18 protein-coding genes are annotated in these 19580 nt (G+C 61.7%); 14 read left to right on the forward strand and 4 right to left on the reverse strand.

Going from position 1 to position 19580, the window contains the following annotated elements; translation table 11 throughout:
* Window positions 1-189 precede the first annotated feature (189 nt).
* From GO014_RS01480 to GO014_RS01525, 10 genes are all read left to right on the forward strand, one after another.
* Entirely contained in the window at window positions 190-1182 is a 993-nt protein-coding gene (locus GO014_RS01480) for an oxidoreductase (RefSeq protein ID WP_157288840.1), read from the forward strand.
* A gap of 392 nt (window positions 1183-1574) precedes the next feature.
* Window positions 1575-2429 (forward strand): phytanoyl-CoA dioxygenase family protein, encoded by an 855-nt coding sequence (locus tag GO014_RS01485; protein ID WP_157288841.1) that lies wholly within the window; start codon window positions 1575-1577, stop codon window positions 2427-2429.
* A 128-nt stretch (window positions 2430-2557) separates the two neighbouring features.
* Window positions 2558-3847, forward strand: a complete 1290-nt coding sequence (locus tag GO014_RS01490) for an ABC transporter substrate-binding protein (protein WP_157288842.1) — start codon at window positions 2558-2560, stop codon at window positions 3845-3847.
* A gap of 141 nt (window positions 3848-3988) precedes the next feature.
* Complete coding sequence (locus GO014_RS01495; protein WP_116589812.1) at window positions 3989-4882, forward strand: ABC transporter permease subunit; 894 nt, start codon at window positions 3989-3991, stop codon at window positions 4880-4882.
* Between the two features lie 18 nt (window positions 4883-4900).
* Window positions 4901-5785, forward strand: coding sequence for a carbohydrate ABC transporter permease (locus GO014_RS01500; RefSeq protein WP_425482060.1), 885 nt, complete (start codon window positions 4901-4903; stop codon window positions 5783-5785).
* 12 nt (window positions 5786-5797) lie between these two features.
* Window positions 5798-6859: an ABC transporter ATP-binding protein gene (locus GO014_RS01505; RefSeq protein ID WP_157288844.1), complete on the forward strand. Its 1062-nt coding sequence runs from the start codon at window positions 5798-5800 to the stop codon at window positions 6857-6859.
* On the forward strand, window positions 6856-8502 hold the full coding sequence (locus GO014_RS01510; RefSeq protein WP_210252403.1) for an MGH1-like glycoside hydrolase domain-containing protein: 1647 nt from the start codon (window positions 6856-6858) through the stop codon (window positions 8500-8502). The genes GO014_RS01505 and GO014_RS01510 overlap by 4 nt, the downstream gene beginning before the upstream one ends.
* Window positions 8503-8596: 94 nt before the next feature.
* On the forward strand, window positions 8597-9541 hold the full coding sequence (locus GO014_RS01515; protein ID WP_157288845.1) for a Bug family tripartite tricarboxylate transporter substrate binding protein: 945 nt from the start codon (window positions 8597-8599) through the stop codon (window positions 9539-9541).
* Window positions 9538-10038 (forward strand): tripartite tricarboxylate transporter TctB family protein, encoded by a 501-nt coding sequence (locus GO014_RS01520; protein WP_157288846.1) that lies wholly within the window; start codon window positions 9538-9540, stop codon window positions 10036-10038. The genes GO014_RS01515 and GO014_RS01520 overlap by 4 nt, the downstream gene beginning before the upstream one ends.
* Window positions 10038-11585, forward strand: a complete 1548-nt coding sequence (locus tag GO014_RS01525) for a tripartite tricarboxylate transporter permease (protein WP_157288847.1) — start codon at window positions 10038-10040, stop codon at window positions 11583-11585. Before GO014_RS01520 ends, GO014_RS01525 begins: the two co-directional genes overlap by 1 nt.
* A gap of 154 nt (window positions 11586-11739) precedes the next feature.
* On the opposite strand, the gene GO014_RS18925 is transcribed toward GO014_RS01525, so the two are convergent.
* From GO014_RS18925 to GO014_RS01540, 4 genes are all read right to left on the reverse strand, one after another.
* On the reverse strand, window positions 11740-11913 hold the full coding sequence (locus tag GO014_RS18925; RefSeq protein ID WP_165836894.1) for a hypothetical protein: 174 nt from the start codon (window positions 11911-11913) through the stop codon (window positions 11740-11742).
* Between the two features lie 155 nt (window positions 11914-12068).
* Window positions 12069-14543 (reverse strand): extracellular solute-binding protein, encoded by a 2475-nt coding sequence (locus GO014_RS01530; RefSeq protein WP_157288848.1) that lies wholly within the window; start codon window positions 14541-14543, stop codon window positions 12069-12071.
* Window positions 14536-15207, reverse strand: coding sequence for a response regulator transcription factor (locus GO014_RS01535; RefSeq protein WP_157288849.1), 672 nt, complete (start codon window positions 15205-15207; stop codon window positions 14536-14538). The genes GO014_RS01530 and GO014_RS01535 overlap by 8 nt, the downstream gene beginning before the upstream one ends.
* A 74-nt stretch (window positions 15208-15281) precedes the next feature.
* Window positions 15282-15473: a hypothetical protein gene (locus GO014_RS01540; protein WP_157288850.1), complete on the reverse strand. Its 192-nt coding sequence runs from the start codon at window positions 15471-15473 to the stop codon at window positions 15282-15284.
* A 170-nt stretch (window positions 15474-15643) separates the two neighbouring features.
* On the opposite strand from GO014_RS01540, the gene GO014_RS01545 reads away from it, so the two are divergent.
* From GO014_RS01545 to nrdE, 4 genes are all read left to right on the forward strand, one after another.
* Window positions 15644-15961 carry a PilZ domain-containing protein gene (locus GO014_RS01545; RefSeq protein ID WP_157288851.1) on the forward strand — a complete coding sequence of 106 codons (318 nt, stop codon included), beginning with the start codon at window positions 15644-15646 and terminating at the stop codon, window positions 15959-15961.
* 792 nt (window positions 15962-16753) lie between these two features.
* Complete coding sequence (gene nrdH / locus GO014_RS01550) at window positions 16754-16975, forward strand: glutaredoxin-like protein NrdH (RefSeq protein WP_104891457.1); 222 nt, start codon at window positions 16754-16756, stop codon at window positions 16973-16975.
* Window positions 16976-16997: 22 nt separating this feature from the next.
* On the forward strand, window positions 16998-17402 hold the full coding sequence (gene nrdI, locus GO014_RS01555) for a class Ib ribonucleoside-diphosphate reductase assembly flavoprotein NrdI (RefSeq protein WP_116589849.1): 405 nt from the start codon (window positions 16998-17000) through the stop codon (window positions 17400-17402).
* A complete protein-coding gene (gene nrdE, locus GO014_RS01560; RefSeq protein ID WP_157288852.1) occupies window positions 17384-19564 on the forward strand; it encodes a class 1b ribonucleoside-diphosphate reductase subunit alpha in 2181 nt (726 codons plus the stop codon). The genes nrdI and nrdE overlap by 19 nt, the downstream gene beginning before the upstream one ends.
* Window positions 19565-19580 lie beyond the last annotated feature (16 nt).

Here is a 19580-nt window from a genome sequence, read left to right on the forward strand (position 1 = left end):
TTATTGCAGGTCCGGCTGCCGAGCTTCTACCCGCGTAAAGAGGCGCCCCTCTTCCCGGCCTCCCCGCCCGGCCCTGCGTCGGGGCCGCGTGTGTGACAGGGATGGGCACAGGATAGACGAGATTGCCGGGGCGTGGATAAGTCGTCATTCTGGCCACATGCCCAAGAGCAGAAGTAGAGGAGAAGGCCCATGAGTTTCCGTGCCCTGCTGACAGAGAAAGCTGAAGATGGGACCGTCTCGTCAGCGGTACAGACTCTCGAGGACGCGCGCCTGCCCGAGGGCGATGTCACGGTGGATATCGAATGGGCCGGGCTGAACTACAAGGACGGGCTGTGCCTGACAGGGCAGGGCGGTCTGGTGCGTACCTATCCTCATGTCGCTGGCATCGACTTTGCCGGCACCGTGCGCGAAAGCGACGACTTCCGCTATCGCGTCGGTGACCAGGTGGTGCTGACTGGCTGGCGGGTCGGAGAAGCCCATTGGGGTGGCTATGCCGAACGGGCGCGGGTCAAAGCTGATTGGCTGGTACCGCTGCCGGCCAGTCTGACCGCGCGCGATGCCATGATCATGGGAACGGCTGGATTGACCGCGATGCTGGCCATCAACCGGCTTGAATGGGCAGGCCTCACTCCATCGAGTGGCGAGGTGCTGGTCACCGGCGCCGCTGGTGGCGTCGGCTCGATTGCCGTGGCTCTGCTGCGGCGCCTGGGCTATTCGGTGACAGCACTGTCCGGACGCCCGCAACATGCCGATATGCTGCGCGATCTCGGCGCAGCCAATATCATCGACCGCAATGAATTCATGGCGCAGCCCGACAAGCCGCTGGAAACGGCACGGTTCGCTGCGGCCATTGACTGCGTCGGTGGTGCGGTGCTGGGCAAGCTCCTGCGCCAGATCGCCTATGGCGGCGCGGTGGCAAGCCTGGGCAATGCGGCGGGAATCAAGCTCGACACCAATGTGCTGCCCTTTTTGCTGCGCGGCGTGAACCTGCTGGGCATCGATAGCGTCATGCAGCCTTTTGATGCGCGCACCGACGCCTGGGCGCGGCTGGCCGGCCTGTTCGATTTTCCCGCCTATGCCGGCAATGTCGAGGAGGTGGGGCTCGACGCGCTTCCAGAAAAGGCGGCGCAGATCCTGAGCGGCGAGGTGAAGGGCCGGGTACTGGTCAATCCCAAAGACTAGAGTCAGGCGATACGGGCCAGATCGTCCATGCCGGCGCTTGGCGAAGTCACAAGCCTTCCCGCCAGTAAACGTTTTCGGTTCATCCTCGGACGAAATTGGTTGACTTGTATGGAAGATATTGTGATTTTGACCGCAATCTGAGCGGGGATAACCTCTCAGGAACGGCCGGAGACACGTCATGGGCCTGCGGGTCCAGCCAGGGTATGTGGTAAAGCGTGAGCTACGCGGTACGTCTGCTGTCTGACCGATGTTAACCCACGGACAGCTGCTCGTATCGACCTTCTGAGTTGCCCGCTAATGATTTCAACCGTGCGGTCGCGGTTGGCGGGACGAACCCTCCCAGCAGCACCGCGCAGAATTGACCCCAAGATGGGGCATGGCGGGAGCAAGGGATGGACGCAGGGTTGGCACCTGGTGCTGCATGCACCGAACTCGAACGCTATCTGTTCGATCTCAACGGATATCTGGTCATTCCCGCCGCGCTGTCGGCCGAAGAGCTAGCGGCTTGTAACGCCACGCTTGATCAGCATCAGGATTTTGTCGGCGATGGCTGGGACGGCCATGTGCGGCTCTTCAATCGGCCTCACCGCCAGGAGGGCCTGATCCTGCAGCAGGTCTATGAGGCCGGTCCTGCCTGGGAGCGATTGATCGATCATCCGTCCTGGTTTGCCAAGGCTGTCCACTTCATCGGTGCCGACGATCCGGAAAATTTCGACGGTCACCACGGCCCTGCCTTTATCGATGAATGCTTTGCTTCGGTGCGTGGGCCGGGGCAGGCGCTACGCCTGCATTCGGGCGGTCATGTTGGCACCATTCGTACCCAGTATCGCTTTCACGCCGGACGGTTTCACTGCGGCCAGGTCAATGTGTTGATTGCGCTGAACGATATCGGTCCTGGCGATGGTGCGACCATGGTCATTCCAGGCAGCCACAAATCCAATCTCCGCCATCCCCAGACCGTCGCCCTCGACAAGCGCGATGAGCAGACCTCGGTGGATGGCATTGCCGGAGCGGTGGAAGTGCATCTCAAGGCTGGCGATGCGCTGATGTTCGTCGACGCCATCATGCATGGCTCGGCCCGGCGCACCAATCCGGGTCAGCGCCGCATGACAGTTTATCGCTACGGCCCGAGCTGGGGCTATTTCCGGCATGACATGGTGCCCAGCCAGGAGTTGCTGGCGCGGCTGACGCCCGAGCAGCGCCGGATCGTCATGCCACACAAATTGCCTGTGGCCGCCAACGCTTAGGTGGGGCCAGAAGGGCACGAAGTTTGTTGACCCGCACCCGGAGGTACGTAAGTCAGCAATGCAAATGGCGAGGGCCGGTTGAGGACTCGGCGCTGGCTGAAACTGGAAGGCTCAAGGGAGGAAATACAATGAGCAAACTATCGAGAAGAACTTTTCTGGGGGCATCGGGCTCTGTGCTGGCACTGGCAGCCATGGGGCGCCCGGCCTTCGCGCAGACGGCGGAGATCCGCCACTTCTGGTGGGGCAATCCGGAGCGCGACCGCCGCACCTTCGAAGTGATCGACATCTTCAATGGCAAGCACCCCGACATCAACGTCACTGGTGAAACCCTTGGTTTTGGCGACTATTTCACCAAGCTGACCACCCAGATCGCGGGCGGCAACATGCCCGACGTGATCCAGCAGGGTTATGGCGTGCTGTTCGAATATATCGCCAATGGCGCCGTCGTGCCGCTGGACGATTATGTGGGCAAGACCCTCGATATCTCCAAGATGGACCAGAGTGCCATCGATGCCGGCACCGTGGACGGCAAGTTCTATGCGCTCTCCATCGGCGCCAACAGCCATATGGCGATGTACAACTCGCGGCTGTTCGAGGAAGCCGGGATCGTCCCGGGCGAGGACTTCGACCCCTATGGCTATACCTATGACGAGCTGGCCGAATTCGCCGCCGCCGTCAAGGAGGCCACGGGCGTTGCTGGTACCGACGACAACACGGCGGACTATCAGAATTTCTCCGACTTCGTGGTGCAGAAGGGCGCCATGCTGTTCAACGAGGACGGCTCCTATGGCCCGACTCAGGAAATCGTCGAGGAATACTGGGCAACCTGGGAAAAGATCCGCAGTGCCGGCGGCACCCCGCCGGGCCCGGAAAGCGCCGGTCTCGCCGGTGTGTCGGAGCTGAGCCAGATGGGCGTGGTCACCGGCAAGACGGCCATGACCTATCTCTGGTCCAACCAGTTGGTGGGCGTGCAGAGCCTGATGCAGGACACCTTGGGCGCGGCGATGTATCCCAATACGCCGGACATGGTGCCGGGCTCGATCGTGCAGCCCAGCCAGTTCGTCTGCCTGACGCGCGACAGCGCCAACCCCGAAGCCGCCACCACCTATATGAGCGCCTTCGTCAACGATCTCGACATGACCAAGGTGCTGGGTCTGGAACGCGGCATTCCGAGCCAGAGCGATGTGCGCGCGGCCCTGCAGCCCGACCTGACCGATGTCGAGGCCCGCTCGGTCGAGTTCTTCGACAAGATCCAGGGCAAGACGGCCGTGCTGCCGCCACCACCGCCCAGCGGTTCGAACGAGGTCGAGCAGACTTTCGAGCGTTTGGCTGTCAACGTTCTGCTTGGCGAACGTCCCATCCCCGAAGTGGCATCGGACTTCCTCAACCAGGCCCGCGCCATCCTGGCCCGCGCATAGGTCAGAATACCCGGTCCGCCGCCCTTTCTCCCGTGGGGCGGCGGATATCTCCTCGGGAAGAGGCGGCGCCTGTCCTTATCGCGGCAGGCGTTGCCTCCCGCTATATTGGATCAACGGGAACAGTTGAGACTGGAGCCGCGCGTGCAAAAATTCTTCCGCCGCAACTTTGCCGGATACGCCTTTCTGTCCCCGTGGCTGGTGGGCTTCTTCCTGCTGGCGATCGGGCCAATCCTGGCCTCGCTCTATCTCAGCTTCACTAAGTATAACGTGGTGCGCCCACCGCAATGGCTCGGGCTCGACCACTATGTCTATATGTTTCAATACGACCAGCGCTTCTGGAAGGCACTACAGGTCACGTTCCAGTTCGTGGTCATCTCGGTGCCGCTCAAGCTGATCTTTGCTCTCGGGGTGGCGATGGCGCTCGACAAGGGCATCCGCGCCATCGGCTGGTACCGAGCACTGTTTTATCTGCCCTCGATTTTGGGCGGCTCGATTGCCGTGGCCATCCTCTGGCGCCAGCTGTTCAACTATGACGGGGTGATCAATTCGATCCTGCGCCTGTTCGGCGCCGAGGGACCCTATTGGCTGGCCGATCCGAAATATTCGCTCTGGACGCTGATCGTGCTGGCCATCTGGCAGTTCGGATCGCCCATGCTGATCTTCCTTGCCGGGCTTCGGGCCATTCCGCAGGAGCTCTACGAGGCGGCGGAAATCGATGCGGCCGGACCGGTGAAGAAGTTCTTCGCCATCACCGTGCCGCTACTGGCGCCAGTAATCTTCTTCAATCTGGTGCTGCAGATGATCGAGGCCTTCAAGAGTTTCTCGGGCGCCTTCATCATTTCCGGCGGCTCGGGCGCGCCGCTCGATAGCCTGCTGTTCTTCACCGTCTATCTCTACAACGAGGCTTTCAGCTTCCTGCGCATGGGCTATGCCTCGGCGCTGGCCTGGGTGCTGTTGCTGATTATCGCGCTGTTCACCGCCATTGCCTTCTGGACCTCCAAATACTGGGTCCACTACGAGAACGAGAGGGGCTGAGCCATGAGCGCATCCACCATGCCCGCCCAGACCACCGCTGACATTGCCCATGCCTATCGTCAGGAAAGGGCCAAGCGCGCCAAGCGCTCCGCCGTGCTCAAGCACATCTTCCTGATCCTCACCTCGCTGGTGATGATCTACCCGCTGATCTGGATGTTTGCCGCTTCGCTCAAGCCTGACAATCAGATCTTCGGCGATCTGGGTCTATGGCCGAGCGAATTTCAGTGGGAGAATTATTCCGAGGGCTGGAACGCCCTGCCGGTGAGCTTCACGACCTTTTTCTGGAACTCGACCGTGGTCACCGTGCTCTCGGTGGTGGGCAATGTCATCTCCTGCTCGTTTGCCGCCTATGCGTTTGCGCGGCTCGAATTCTCGGGCAAGACCATCTGGTTCGCACTGATGATGACGACGCTGATGATCCCCTATCACGTCGTGCTCATCCCCCAATATATACTGTTCCTCAACCTGGGCTGGGTAGACAGCTATCTGCCGCTGATCGTGCCGAAATTCCTGGCTGGTGAAGCCTTCTTCATCTTCCTGATGATCCAGTTTTTCCGCCAGTTGCCGCGTGAGCTGGACGAGGCGGCGATGATCGACGGGTGCTCGCCCTTCAAGATCTATTGGGCCATCATCATGCCCCTGAGCCTGCCGGCCATGGCGACGGCGGCGATCTTCTCGTTCATCTGGACCTGGGAGGATTTCCTGGGGCCGCTGGTCTATCTCAACGACATGAAGGATTACACGGTGCCCCTGGCGCTGCGCAGCTTCATCAGCACCGACGGCGTCAGCCAGTACGGACCGATGTTCGCCATGTCGATCCTCTCCATCCTGCCCATTCTCCTGTTCTTCATCATCTTCCAGCGGCTCATCATCCGAGGGATTGCGATGAGCGGCCTCAAGTAAGAAGCGATCACCATGGCATCTGTTACCCTTTCCGAAGTCCGCAAGGCCTATTCCAGCATGGAGGTCATCCACGGCATCGATCTGGAAGTGCAGTCGGGCGAGTTTCTCGTGCTGGTCGGCCCCTCGGGCTGCGGCAAGTCCACGTTGCTGCGCATGATCGCCGGGCTCGAAGAGATCACAGACGGCACGATCTCCATCGGCGATCGCGTGGTCAACGACCTGCCGGCCAGCCAGCGCAATCTCTCCATGGTGTTCCAGTCCTATGCGCTTTATCCGCATATGAGCGTGCGCAAGAACCTGGCCTTCGGCCTGTCCAATCTGCGCATGCCCAAGGACGAAATCGAGCGCCGCGTAGCCGATGCGGCCCGCATATTGCAGATCGGGGAGCTGATGGAGCGCAAGCCGCGCCAGCTCTCGGGCGGGCAGAAGCAGCGCGTGGCCATTGGCCGGGCCATCGTGCGCGAACCGCAGCTTTTCCTGTTCGATGAGCCCTTGTCGAACCTCGACGCAGAACTGCGGGTGCAGATGCGTGTCGAACTGGCCGGGCTCTACAACCGGCTGGGTACCACCATGATCTATGTGACGCACGACCAGACCGAGGCCATGACCATGGCCACGCGCATAGCCGTGCTCAACAAGGGCAATCTCGAGCAGGTTGGCACGCCATTCGAGCTCTACAACAATCCGCGCAATCTGTTCGTAGCCAGCTTTATCGGCTCGCCCAAGATGAACTTGCTCAAGGGCGATGCAGCGGGGCAGGGGGTCAATCTGAGCGGATTGGGGACCTTGCCCGCGCAATTGGGAACCAGCGGGCCAGTGACGGTCGGCATCCGGCCCGAGCATCTAGGGCTCAACCAGCCTGGCGATATCGCGGTGGATGGCACCATCACCCTGGTCGAATATCTGGGCAGCGAGCTGTTCGTCTATGTGGCACTGGCCGATGGCCAGAGCCTGCTCGCCCAGGCGCCCGGCAACGCCCAGTTCAAGCGCGGAGACAAGGTTTCGCTCGGCTTCAAGGCAAGCGATGCGCATTTCTTTGATGCCGAAGGCCTGCGGATTGAGGCGTCTGCGTGAGCCACCAGCTTCTTGACCGCCTGCGGGCAGTGGACGTCGCCGAAAAGGCCGGCCCGCTGGCCAAACCCGCCAATGCTGCGCTGCTCGAAGAATGGCAACGCTCCGGAGTCCGTTTCGTCTCGAGCGCCGACCAGCTGACCAATCGCTATTACGATGCCGTCCGTGAACTGTTCGATTGCATCTCCCCGGCGGCAGACGAAACGCCGATCCTGCATGAAGGCGGCATCTATCACGGCTGCTGGCTCGAGAGCACCGGCACGATAAATGCCGAACTGCTGTGCCGCTTCCTGCCCTCGGTGACGACGGCAACCTATTCCGCATTTGCCCGCTACCAGCGGGACGATGGGCTGTTCCCTTATAAGGTTACCCCACAAGGGCCTGCCTTCAACCAGATCCAGCTCGTGACGCCATTGGCGCGCTCGGTATGGAACCATTTTCGGCTCAACCGGCTCGATACGGACTGGCTGACCGAGATGTTCGGGGCCATGTCGCGCTACGATGCGTGGTTGGCCCGGCACAGAGACACCTTGGGTACCGGCGCCGTCGAGGCGTTCTCGACCTACGATACCGGGCACGACCTGTCCTCTCGCTTCTGGCATGTACCGGACAGCCCCTTTGCCAATGACCCGACCCGCTACGATCCGGACAATCCCATACTGCCCTTCATCGCTCCCGACCTGACGGCCAATGTCGCCTGTCAGCGCGAATATCTGGGCGCGATTGCCGATCACCTCGGCGGCGATGGCAATGAGTGGCGGCAAAAGGCAGAGGCGAGCCGAACCGCCTTGTTCGCGCAATGTCATGACCCGGACGACGCCTATTTTTACGACCGCGACCGCCACGGGCGCATGGTCCGCATCCAGTCCGACAATCTGCTGCGAGTATTGGCGTGCGAGATTGGCGATGCCGATGGCTTTGCCAATGCGCTGGAGCGCTACCTGCTCAACAGCCGCAAGTTCTTTGCCAAGTTTCCGCTGACCTCGATCGCGCTGGACGATCCGCGCTTTGATCCGAATTTCGGCCAGAATAGTTGGGATGGCCCCACCAATTTCCTTACACTGATCCGCACGCCACATGCGTTTGAACATCACGGTCACCATGTCGAGTTGAGCTGGATCATGCAGCCCACGCTGTCAGCGCTGTTTGCCGCTGACCGCTTCCCGCAGACCCTCAATCCCTTTACCGGTGCGGCCGGGTTCACCGAGAAATATTCCCCCTCGATCTTGTGCCTGCTCGATTACGTCGAGCGCCTCTCTGGCATTCTCCCGCGTCCGGAGGGTGATCTGTGGTTCACCAGCCTGCTGCCCAAGCCCGCAACCCATCGTTACGAACAATGGGAAACGGCCTATGCACGCAGCGTCGATGGTGTTGAGTTTGAATTGGTCAATACGACAGAGAGCAGCGAGGTCTATCGTGACGGCAACCGACTGGGACGCTTCCCGTCCGGTATCCGAGTCGTGACCGATCGGTCCGGGTCCTTGCTTGGAATTGTCGGGCTCACCAGTGGAACTGTCTCCGGTGAGATCGAATGGGAGGGCGTGTCGCGTCGGTTCGAGATTGAACCCAATGAGCGCCAGACGCCCGCAGGACAGGGATTTGAACGCAGTACGGGGCCCAAGATGGTCTTGCCCAGCTATACTTAGCAGGCGTAGCCTTCCTGACAGGACGATGACAGGGAGCAGGCATAAGCTGTTCCCACGGACGTAACGACGTTCGCTATTGTTCTAGGGAGGAACTATGAACAAGCTGCTTCTCGCGGCGCTGGTAACCGGCGCCCTTTCCGCACCCGCTTTTGCTGCCGATTACACCATCATGGCGCCGGCTGGCCCAGGTGGCGGCTGGGATCAGACCGCACGCACCATGCAGGAGGCCATGCAGGCCGAAGGCATTTCGGGCAATGTGCAGGTCACCAACGTTCCCGGCGCCGGCGGCACCATTGGCCTGGCGCAGTTCGCTACCCAGGAAAATGGCAATCCCAATGCCCTGATCGTGGGCGGCTATGTGATGGTCGGCGCCATCCTGACCAACATGTCGCCCGTGACCCTCGAAGACGTGACCCCCATCGCGCGCCTCACCGGTGAAGCCGTGGCCCTGGTGGTGCCCGCCGCATCCGACATTCAGTCGGTTGACGATCTGGTCGCCAAGCTCAAGGAAAATCCGGGCGCCGTCGCCTGGGCTGGTGGTTCGGCCGGTGGTGTCGATCACATCACCGCAGGCCTGATCGCCAAGGCTGTCGACGTTGACCCCACCCAGGTCAACTACATCGCCTATTCGGGCGGTGGTGAAGCCCTTGCCGCCATTCTGGGCGGTCAGGTCACTGTGGGCCTCTCCGGCGTCAGCGAATTCGCTTCGCAGATTGAAGCCGGTGAACTGCGTCTGCTGGCCGTGTCGACCGACACCCGCGTGCCCGGCTTCGATGCTCCGACCCTGATGGAAGAGGGCGTCGATGTGGCCGTGCAGAACTGGCGCATGGTTGCCGCCGCCCCCGGCCTCAGCGATGAGCAGAAGGCCGCTATCACCGCAGACGTGAAGGCCATGGCGGAGTCCGCCACCTGGCAGTCTGCGCTCGCAACCCGCGGCTGGGTCGACACCTATCTCGACGGCGATGCCTTCGCCGCCCAGCTCGAAGCCGACAAGTCGGCCACCGAGGCCATCCTGAAAGACATTGGCCTGGTCCAATGACAACTGGCTCTTCCAGCCGTGAGCGTCGCCCCGATGGGGCGGCGCTTATTATCGCAGCCATTCTCGCCGGCCTGGCGGTCATCATCTTCTGGCAAACCAGCCAGATGCGCCTGCCACCTCTGCAGCAGCGCGTTGGCCCCACGGTCTTTCCCTATGTCATTGCCTCCGGCCTGATCCTGTTGGCCATCGGCACGGTGATTTCGGCCATGCGCGGCAGCTTTCCTGAACGCAGCAAGGACAACTATGCGCCGATCTTCTGGATTGTCGGCGGTCTGATCGGGCAGATTCTGCTGCTGTCGACGGCAGGGTTCTCCATCGGCACGGGCGTCCTGTTTGCCTGTACGGCCCGAGCGTTCGGGCGCGGGCCGCTTTGGCAGACCTTCGCGATCGGGACGGCTTTCTCCTTTGCCGTCTGGTTCGTCTTCGCCAAAGGCCTGCAATTGTCGCTGCCCGCCGGCGTGCTTGAGCGCCTGTTGACGACGGGAACCCCCTTCTGATGGAAACTTTCGACCTTCTCGCCCAAGGGCTGCTCTCGGCCCTGCAGGTGCACAATCTGATCTATGCGCTGATCGGCGTGACCCTGGGCACCGCCGTTGGCGTGCTGCCCGGCATCGGCCCGGCGCTGACCGTGGCGCTCTTGCTGCCGGTGACCTACAAGCTGGACCCGGCCGGCTCGCTCATCATGTTCGCCGGCATCTATTATGGTGGCATGTACGGTGGCTCGACCACCTCGATCCTGCTCAATACGCCTGGCGAAAGCGCCTCCATCGTTACCGCGCTCGAGGGCAACAAGATGGCCCGTCAGGGTAGGGGCGGCCCGGCGCTGGCCACTGCCGCCATCGGTTCCTTCGTGGCTGGTCTGTTGGCGACCCTTGGTCTGGCATTTATCGCCCCCTTTGTGGTCAAATTTGCCCTGTCCTTTGGGCCCTGGGACTATTTCGCCCTGATGGTCCTGGCCTTCGTGACCGTTTCGGCAGCGTTCGGTGACTCGGCCCTGCGTGGGCTGACGGCGCTGTTCATCGGGTTGGGCCTGGGCCTGATCGGCATCGATTTGCAGACCGGCCAGACGCGCCTTGCCTTCAATGTCATGGACCTGCTCGATGGCATCGAGGTGACAACGCTCGCCGTGGCGCTGTTCGCCATTGGCGAGACGCTCAAGACGGCGTCTGACCGCGACCAGGCCAATACCGAGGTGACGGCAGTCAAGGGTTCGGTCTGGATGACACTGGAGGACTGGAAACGCAGCTGGGCCTCCTGGTTGCGCGGCACCTTTATCGGCTTCCCCATTGGCGCCATGCCGGCGGGTGGGGCCGATGTGGCCAGTTTCCTCTCCTACAGCACCGAGAAGACATTCTCGAAGAAGCCCGAGGAATTCGGCAATGGCGCCATTGAAGGGGTGGCCGGGCCGGAAGCGGCAAATAACGCCTCGGCGGCCGGTACATTGGTGCCCCTGCTGACGCTGGGCCTGCCAACCACGGCCACCGCCGCCATCATGCTCGCTGGCTTCCAGCAATTCGGGCTGCAGCCCGGCCCCTTGCTGTTCGCCAACAATGCCCCGCTGGTCTGGGCGCTGATTGCGAGCCTCCTGGTGGCCAACTTCATGCTGCTGGTGCTCAACCTGCCGCTGATCGGGCTCTGGGTGAAACTGCTGACCATTCCCAAGCACTGGCTCTATGCGGGCATTCTGACCTTCGCCACGCTGGGCACGCTCGGAGCCAATGGTGCCATGTCCATGGGCTTTGGTCCGGTGCGGATTTCGTTTGAACTGGTGCTGCTGCTGGCCTTCGGCATTCTGGGCTATCTACTGCGCCGCTTCGGCTATCCAATCGCGCCTGTCGTTGTGGGCCTGATCCTGGGGCCAATGGCCGAACAGCAATTGCGCCGGGCGCTGGCCATCAGCCAGGGCGAGATCGGCGTGCTGATTTCCTCGCCGATCTCGATCACGCTGTATGTCGCTGCCATTATCGCCGTGGGCGTGCCGCTGATCCTGCGCCTGCGCGGTCAGGGCGGTGTACTGCGACAGCTGGCGACCGACGAAGACTGACCCTGCCTGCAAAACGCAGGCAAGAAAAAGCCCGGCTGCCAGGGAGGGACCTGGCAGCCGGGCTTGTCATATCGGCAGCTATGGCGCTGGGGCCTCGGGAGGGAGGGGCCTGGGCCCCGCGCCTGACCAAGCTGCGACGCTAGAGAAGCGGAGCTTAGACCTTGCCGATGTTGCGGAACGCGACCGGGTCAATGCCCAGATTGTCCAGGTGCTTGGCCTTGGGCACCCGTCCTGCTTCGACCGCCGCCGACACAGCAGCAGCGCTGCCGAACACGGTGGCAAAAGTGTCGAGGGTCGCAAAGAACTTGTTCTTGCGCGGGGTGCTCATTTTCCAATCCTTCCTGTTCAACCCGGAACGGCCCGGGTCGTTTCCATGAGCTTTAGATGGACCTTGCCCCTCCGGATCGGTAGGGGTCGATTGGTCACCCCAGCCATGCATTGAGGGAACATCTTCTCAACCCGTCACCCGGTCTTGCCGGCAGGTCATGGCTTGGGCGAGACGATCTCCTGCCAGGTATCGAGGAAGCGTTGCCGCCGCAGCGTATCGAGCGCCACCAACAGGCCCGGACCCAAGGGGATGGGCTGGATAACGCCCCGGCCACGGGCGGCAATCGTCTCGCTGGTCCACTCGCCAGCACTGCCGGGCACGACGGCGCCAAGGGCCGTTGGTCCGGCCGCCACGGCCTGACCCGCCGGGGACAGGGCGAAGTCAACAAAGCCCTTGGCCAGCTCTGCATTGGGTGCATCCCTCGGGATCAGCATGGAGCGCGTCAGCACCAGGACATAGTCATCGGGCACGACGATTTCGATGGGCGCGCCCTCCGCTTGCCGAGCGAAGGCATAGGAGCCCAGCACATTGTAGCCGAGCGCCAGCGACCCATCGGCAACGCCGTTGAGAATGGCTGGGCTCGACCCCGAAAAGCGCGCATTGACCCGGCCAAAGGCGTTGGCAAGGCGCCAGAAGGTCGAAGAAATGGTCTGGTCCTGTGCGGCCAGCAGGTAGCCGACGCCTGACAGGGCTATGTCATAGGTGGCGATTTTGCCGCGAAACCGGTCTGTTTGCGTCTCAATCAGTTCGGCTAGCGTCAAATGGGTGCGGGGCACCTCATCGTCGTCGATCAGATCGGGATTGTAGATGATAACGGCGGGCTCAAAGGTAAAGCCGAAGACTTCATTGCGCCAATGGGCCCATTCGGGCAGGGAGCCAAGATAGGGGCTATCATAGGCCAGGGCGTGGCCGTCATTGGCCAGTTTGAGCTGCAGGTCAGAGGCCGAGCTGATCAGCAGGTCCGGCGCGGTTTCCATTTCCCCGTCCAGATAACGCCGGAACAGCGGCAGGGAATCGGTTTCCTCGTAGACCACCGTGACGTCGCGGCGCTGGGCCTGATAGGCCGCAATGAAATGGGCGAAAAGCGGGGTATCGGTGACCCCCAGAATATTGAGCGTCTGGGCCGAGCTGCCGTCCGGCGCGGGATAGATTGTGGTCGCCGCGTCCGCCGGGACCGGGGACAGTGCCAGAGCTGGCGCAAGCAAAAGCGCGGCGGCCAGGCCGAGTGCTTTGCTGCTACTGGCGCGCCGGGGCAAGGGCAGAGTGATGGCCACGCTCAACCCGCCGCCCGTCCGGTCCAGCAGGCGCAGACTGCCGCCATGTGCCTGGGCCACGCGGGCGACGATGGAAAGGCCAAGGCCGGACCCGACCTTGCCATTGCTGGCCTTGCCGCGCTTGAAGCGCTCCAGCACTTCCGATTTCTCCCCTGCCTCAATGCCAGGGCCGCGATCATTGACCTCGACACTGAGCGCGCCCTTGTCGATGTGCCCGACAATGTCGATCGGGCCGTCGGAATAGACCAGCGCATTGTCCACCACATTGCGCATCATTTCGCGCAAGGCCACGCGATCACCGCGCAACGGGGCTTCTGCGGCCTGACCCAATGCGATCTGCAACCGCTGTGCCTGATCGGGATCAAGGCGCTGGCGCACATCCCCGATCACTGACGCGAGCGTGGTGGTTTCGATTTCGCTGTTTTCCATGCGATGGGAGATCGTCGCCTCCATCAGAAGCTGGCTGACCAACTGGCTGGCCTGCACGGCCCCTGTGTGGATGCGCCCGACGCGCCGGCGAAGCGCCTCGGGGTCCTGCTCGTCCATAGCGATTTCCGCCTGGGCGCGCAGGGAGGCCAGGGGCGTGCGCACCTCATGGGCAGCTTCTGCCACCAGCCCGCTCACCCGCTCCATGGCCTTCTGCAACCGGGCCATGAAGCCATTGAGCGCGGAGACAAGATGCTCCACTTCGCTCGGTACCGGCACGGTTATGGGAGAGAGATCGTCTGGCGAACGGGCGCGCAATTCATGCTCCAGCTCGGTCAGGGGCGCGAACATGCGGGAAATGCCGAACCAGACCAGGCCAATGGCCAGCAGGGTCAGCGCCAGCACCGGCAGCACGGCATTGGAGAGGATTTCATTGGACAGCGCCTCGCGCTGGTTCTGCGTTTCGGCGACGTGGATGGTCACCCAGCCGGTATCACTCGGGGTGGAGATCAGGCGCCCGACGCTGGCCACGCGCGCGATCTCGCCGCGATAGAGGATGTCAGTGAAGGTGGGCTCAGAAGACACCGTCTCGCCCATCTGTGCCGCCAGGTCCTCATAGCCGGTCACCGTAAGGGCATCGGGATCTTCTACGGCGTAGAACACCCGATCCTGCCCCGAGAACATGGCAAAGGCGGCGAAGGGGATTTCCACCACCACCGCCTCGTTTTCGACTTGCACTGCGCCGGCAATGGTCAGCGCCGAGGCGGCCAGCAGCCGGTCGAAGGCGCGGTCCGAAGCGCGCTCGGCATAGTCCCGGATAAAGACGATCAGCACCACCGACGCTGCCAGCAACAAGACTAGTGCCAGAGCGAAGATGCGGCGGCGGATCGAGAAGGGTCTCTGCCTTGTGGCAGTCGCCGTCCTATCCATCGCTCACCCGCACCACGTAGCCCACGCCGCGCACTGTGCCGATCTCGATATTGGCCGCCTCCAGCTTTTTGCGCAGCCGCGAGATATGCAGTTCCAGCGCATTGATCGAGACATTCTCGTCGAAATTGAACAGCTGGTTCATCAGCCGCTCCTTGGCGACCACCTTGCCGGCATGGGCAACCAGTATTTCCAGCAGCCGGAACTCGCGCCGCCCCAGCTCCAGAGCCTTGCCGGCGACCGAGGCATTAAGACCCGCCAGGTCGAGTTCGAGATTGCCCACGGAGACCGTGCTCGATGCCTGCCCACCGCTCCGCCGTAACAGGGCGCGCAACCGCGCTTCAAGTTCGCGCAGGTCGAACGGTTTGACCAGATAATCATCGGCCCCTAGATCGAGCAGGCTGACCTTGTCGTCGATTTCGGAGCGGGCGGTGATAACCAGGATGGGCGCATTGAATTTGTGCCGGCGCAATTCGGCGATCAGGCTGATGCCATCGCGGTTGGGCAGCATCAGATCAAGGGCGACCGCATCGAAGGGTTCCGCCTCGGCGGTGGGCAGCACATCGTCGCCATCGCGCACCCATTCGACCGAATGCCCGGCCGAGCGCAGCCGCTTTTCAATGGCCTCGCCCAGATCCTCATTATCCTCCACCAGCAATATGCGCATCGGTCCTCCTGATGCTGGACACTAGTGCATTGGCGGGGATGGTGGAAATTGGAATTACGGCGGATACCCGCCGGTCAGGAGCGGATCGGCGCGCCGCGCAAGAACGCCGAGAAGCGAGCACCTAATGTGCGGAGCTGGCGCCAAAGGCCGGAGAGCTGAAAGCTGGGCGGGTCGGCATAGTCGGCCAACATGGTTTCGGCGATCGCCTTGCCCTCGCGCACGATCCGGCGCTCGATCAGATCCTGTCCGGCATTGGGAACGCGCATACCCGGTCTCCTATGGTTGATGAAACCTTAACAGGAGACCGCCGTGCTGTCCGCAAACTTGCACTCGAATGGTTTACGCCGGGCAGGGCGCTTGTGGACAAGCGGGCGATGCATCGACTTGCGTGGGCCCCGTTAAGAGGGCGGCAACGGAGCGCGGCTAGCGTTCGGCCATGCCTTTCGACAAGTTCCGCGGTTCTGCGGCTTCGCCCCTATTGCTTGAACGCCGGATTGCCCCGCGCCGGAACACCTACATCCAGGCCAGCATCGCCATGGGCTTCACCAATCTGCCCTGCATCGTGCGCAATGTGTCCGATACCGGCGCCAAGCTCGAAGTGTCTCGCGTCGCCGGTATTCCCGATCGCTTCGATCTGATCGTGCCGGGCCACCGGCCGCAGCCCTGCCGCGTGGTTTGGCGCTCGCTCAAGGAAATCGGTGTTGAATATCAGGCCGCGCGACACGAGCCGGCGGATAACCTGAACGCGCGCTGACCGCGGCGTCGCCAGGCGGCAACATGCACACAAGATATGGTGGTCATGGGCGCGCGGTGCATCACCACCTGTGGATAGTCGGGGATTTCCTCCACGCTGTCGTCAAGGCGCCAAAAATTCTGCGCTTGACAGTTTCGGCGCCGGGGAGAATCGGGATCTTCTCCTATGGTGAATGCGCGGTTAAGCGCTGATCACACCTGCCGAACAGTGAGATTTTCCGTGGCTTTAGCGCCAGACTCTAGCGCGCTTCAGAGGCTGGTTGAGCTCGGTAATGCGCCGATCAAATCCAGGCCACAACAGCACTGTTTCGCTTGATATTTGTCCCCATAATCCACATATTACCCATACCATCCCTTGTTTGAAACCGGGGGTGGGGCACTAGGTGTTGTGATTTTCTGACGTTGACGACGGCCGTGAATCGCACGAACCTGATCCTCGGTCCGGCGCTTGGTTTCAAGCTACGGACAAGCCCTCGGAACAAGCATCGGCGATACGACTGATGCAGGGCCGGGGCACGGGGCAAGTTCTTGGGTCCGCCCTCCCGCGGGCCCGGGGTTGGTAACAGCGTCAACGACAGACCGGACGAAGCCGGATTACGGCAGGCGGGCGTGTGCGCGCTCGTGACTTGGGAATGACTGAAGCGATGGTTCGCGCGTTTATCTCTGAAGCGATGCCGGAGCAGTCCTGCGAGGGGCCAGGTCGTGTCCATGCCAGAAGGCCTGCCTTGCACCCAAACGTCCACCCGCGGATGGCGCAAGCCCTCCGTGCAATATCAGTCCTGTGAGGATTACGATGAGCATCACCGTCTATAGCAAGCCCGCCTGCGTTCAGTGCACCGCCACCACCCGTGCGCTCGACCGCAAGGGTCTCGACTACACCCTGGTCGACATCTCCGCCGACGCCGACGCTTATGCGCGCGTTGAAGAGATGGGCTACCGCCAGGTTCCCGTGGTCGTGGCTGGTGACATGCACTGGGCCGGCTTCCGTCCCGACATGATCGGCAATCTGGCCTGATTTCATGGAGCAGGGCCCGGACATGAGCGGCCTCGTCTATTACTCCAGCACCTCGGGAAACACCCACCGCTTCGTGGAGCGGCTGGGGGTAGGCGGGGTGCGGTTACCAGTGGACGCAGCAAGCGAACCGCCGGTGATGGACGAGCCTTTCGTGCTGGTGCTGCCCACCTATGGAAGCGGGGATGGCAAGGGCGCGGTGCCCAAGCCGGTGATCCGTTTCCTCAATGTCGCGAATAATCGCGATCTCATCCGCGGCGTCATCGCCGCGGGAAACACGAATTTCGGCACCGGCTACTGCCTTGCGGGCAACATCGTCTCGCAAAAATGCGCCGTGCCGCTCCTCTATCGCTTCGAATTGCTCGGAACCGATGAGGATGTCACCAACGTCAGACAGGGACTGGAACGGTTTTGGACACGCTCACATTAGACCGCACCGAAGAACGGCCGGCCGGTAAGCCTTCTCAGGATAAGAACGAGCAGGCGCTGGATTATCATGCGCTCAATGCCATGCTCAATCTCTATGATGAGCAGGGCAAGATCCAGTTCGACAAGGACCGGCAGGCTGCCCACCAGTACTTCTTGCAGCATGTGAACCAGAACACGGTGTTCTTTCACAATCTGCGCGAGAAGCTGACCTATCTGGTCGAGGAAGGCTATTACGAGCAGGACGTGCTCGATCATTATTCCTTCAACTTCGTGCGTGACCTTTACGATTACGCCTACGACAAGAAATTCCGCTTCCCCACCTTCCTGGGCGCGTTCAAGTATTACACCAGCTACACGCTCAAGACCTTTGACGGTAAGCGCTATCTCGAGCGCTATGAAGACCGCGTTTGCATGGTCGCGCTGGCTCTGGCGCGCGGCGACGAAGTGTTGGCCAGGAGCCTGGTCGACGAGATCATCTCCGGCCGCTTCCAGCCGGCGACCCCGACCTTCCTCAATGCCGGCAAGAAGCAGCGTGGCGAGCTGGTTTCGTGCTTCCTGCTGCGTGTCGAAGACAATATGGAATCCATCGGCCGCGCCATCAATTCGGCGCTGCAGCTGTCCAAGCGCGGCGGCGGCGTGGCGCTGAGCCTGACCAATATCCGCGAGATGGGCGCCCCCATAAAGCAGATCGAAAACCAGTCCTCGGGCGTGCTGCCGGTGATGAAGCTGCTTGAAGACAGCTTCTCCTATGCCAACCAGCTCGGCGCGCGCCAGGGCGCGGGTGCGGTCTATCTGCACGCTCACCACCCTGACATCATGCGCTTCCTCGACACCAAGCGCGAAAATGCCGACGAAAAGATCCGCATCAAGACGCTCTCGCTCGGCGTCGTGATCCCCGACATCACCTTCGAACTCGCCCGCGACAACGAGGATATGTACCTGTTCTCGCCCTATGACGTGGAGCGCGTCTATGGCGTGCCGATGACCGAGATTTCGGTCACCGAGAAATACCGCGAGATGGTCGAGGACAAGCGGATCAAGAAGAAGAAGATCAAGGCGCGCGAATTCTTCCAGATCATCGCCGAGATCCAGTTCGAGAGCGGCTATCCCTACATCATGTTCGAGGACACGGTGAACCGGGCCAACCCGATCGACGGCCGCATCACCATGTCCAATCTCTGCTCGGAAATCCTGCAGGTCAGCGACGCCTCGATCTACAATGAGGATCTGAGCTACGAGCACATGGGCAAGGATATTTCCTGTAATCTCGGCTCGCTCAACATCGCCAAGGCGATGGACTCCGAGGATTTCGGCAAGACCATCGAGACCTCGATCCGCGCGCTGACCGCCGTGTCGGACATGAGCAATATCAGCTCGGTGCCTTCCATCGCCAAGGGTAATGCCGATAGCCACGCCATCGGCCTGGGACAGATGAACCTGCACGGCTTCCTGGCCCGCGAACGCATCTTCTACGGCTCGGAAGAAGGCGTCGACTTCACCAATATGTACTTCTACGCGGTGACCTATCACGCCATTCGTGCCTCGAACCTGATCGCCACCGAGCGCGGCGAGACCTTCAAGGGCTTCGGCAAGTCGAAATATGCAGATGGCAGCTACTTCGACAAATATACCGACAAGGAATGGACCCCGGCGACACCCAAAGTGGCCGAGCTGTTCGAAAAGGCCGGCATTCACCTGCCGACCCAGGAAGACTGGAAGGATCTGAAGGCCAAGGTCATGATGACCGGCCTTTACAACCAGAACCTGCAGGCCGTGCCGCCAACCGGCTCGATCTCCTACATCAACCACTCCACCTCCTCGATCCACCCGATCGTCTCCAAGATCGAGATCCGCAAGGAAGGCAAGATCGGCCGCGTCTATTACCCGGCCGCCTTCATGGATAATGACAACCTGGAATATTACCAGGATGCCTATGAGATCGGTCCTGAAAAGATCATCGACACCTATGCGGCGGCCACCCAGCACGTCGACCAGGGCCTGTCGCTGACCCTCTTCTTCCGCGATACCGCGACCACCCGCGATATCAACAAGGCGCAGATCTACGCCTGGAAGAAGGGCATCAAGACCATCTACTACATCCGTCTTCGCCAGCTTGCCCTTGAAGGAACCGAGGTCCAGGGCTGTGTCTCCTGCGCGCTCTGAGAAAAAGGCCCCCAAA

The organism is Devosia marina, assembly GCF_009758415.1.
Classification (GTDB): domain Bacteria; phylum Pseudomonadota; class Alphaproteobacteria; order Rhizobiales; family Devosiaceae; genus Devosia; species Devosia marina.

What these genes read in the sequence shown, in the direction of transcription:
- GO014_RS01505 (WP_157288844.1), top strand. Translation starts at nt 5,798, where the DNA reads ATGGCATCTGTTACCCTTTCCGAAGTCCGCAAGGCCTATTCCAGCATG.
- GO014_RS01530 (WP_157288848.1), bottom strand. Translation starts at nt 14,543, where the DNA reads ATGGATAGGACGGCGACTGCCACAAGGCAGAGACCCTTCTCGATCCGC.
- GO014_RS18925 (WP_165836894.1), bottom strand. Translation starts at nt 11,913, where the DNA reads ATGAGCACCCCGCGCAAGAACAAGTTCTTTGCGACCCTCGACACTTTT.
- GO014_RS01485 (WP_157288841.1), top strand. Translation starts at nt 1,575, where the DNA reads ATGGACGCAGGGTTGGCACCTGGTGCTGCATGCACCGAACTCGAACGC.
- GO014_RS01525 (WP_157288847.1), top strand. Translation starts at nt 10,038, where the DNA reads ATGGAAACTTTCGACCTTCTCGCCCAAGGGCTGCTCTCGGCCCTGCAG.
- nrdH (WP_104891457.1), top strand. Translation starts at nt 16,754, where the DNA reads ATGAGCATCACCGTCTATAGCAAGCCCGCCTGCGTTCAGTGCACCGCC.
- GO014_RS01515 (WP_157288845.1), top strand. Translation starts at nt 8,597, where the DNA reads ATGAACAAGCTGCTTCTCGCGGCGCTGGTAACCGGCGCCCTTTCCGCA.
- GO014_RS01540 (WP_157288850.1), bottom strand. Translation starts at nt 15,473, where the DNA reads ATGCGCGTTCCCAATGCCGGACAGGATCTGATCGAGCGCCGGATCGTG.
- GO014_RS01520 (WP_157288846.1), top strand. Translation starts at nt 9,538, where the DNA reads ATGACAACTGGCTCTTCCAGCCGTGAGCGTCGCCCCGATGGGGCGGCG.
- GO014_RS01490 (WP_157288842.1), top strand. Translation starts at nt 2,558, where the DNA reads ATGAGCAAACTATCGAGAAGAACTTTTCTGGGGGCATCGGGCTCTGTG.
- GO014_RS01480 (WP_157288840.1), top strand. Translation starts at nt 190, where the DNA reads ATGAGTTTCCGTGCCCTGCTGACAGAGAAAGCTGAAGATGGGACCGTC.
- GO014_RS01545 (WP_157288851.1), top strand. Translation starts at nt 15,644, where the DNA reads ATGCCTTTCGACAAGTTCCGCGGTTCTGCGGCTTCGCCCCTATTGCTT.
- GO014_RS01500 (WP_425482060.1), top strand. Translation starts at nt 4,901, where the DNA reads ATGCCCGCCCAGACCACCGCTGACATTGCCCATGCCTATCGTCAGGAA.
- GO014_RS01535 (WP_157288849.1), bottom strand. Translation starts at nt 15,207, where the DNA reads ATGCGCATATTGCTGGTGGAGGATAATGAGGATCTGGGCGAGGCCATT.
- nrdI (WP_116589849.1), top strand. Translation starts at nt 16,998, where the DNA reads ATGAGCGGCCTCGTCTATTACTCCAGCACCTCGGGAAACACCCACCGC.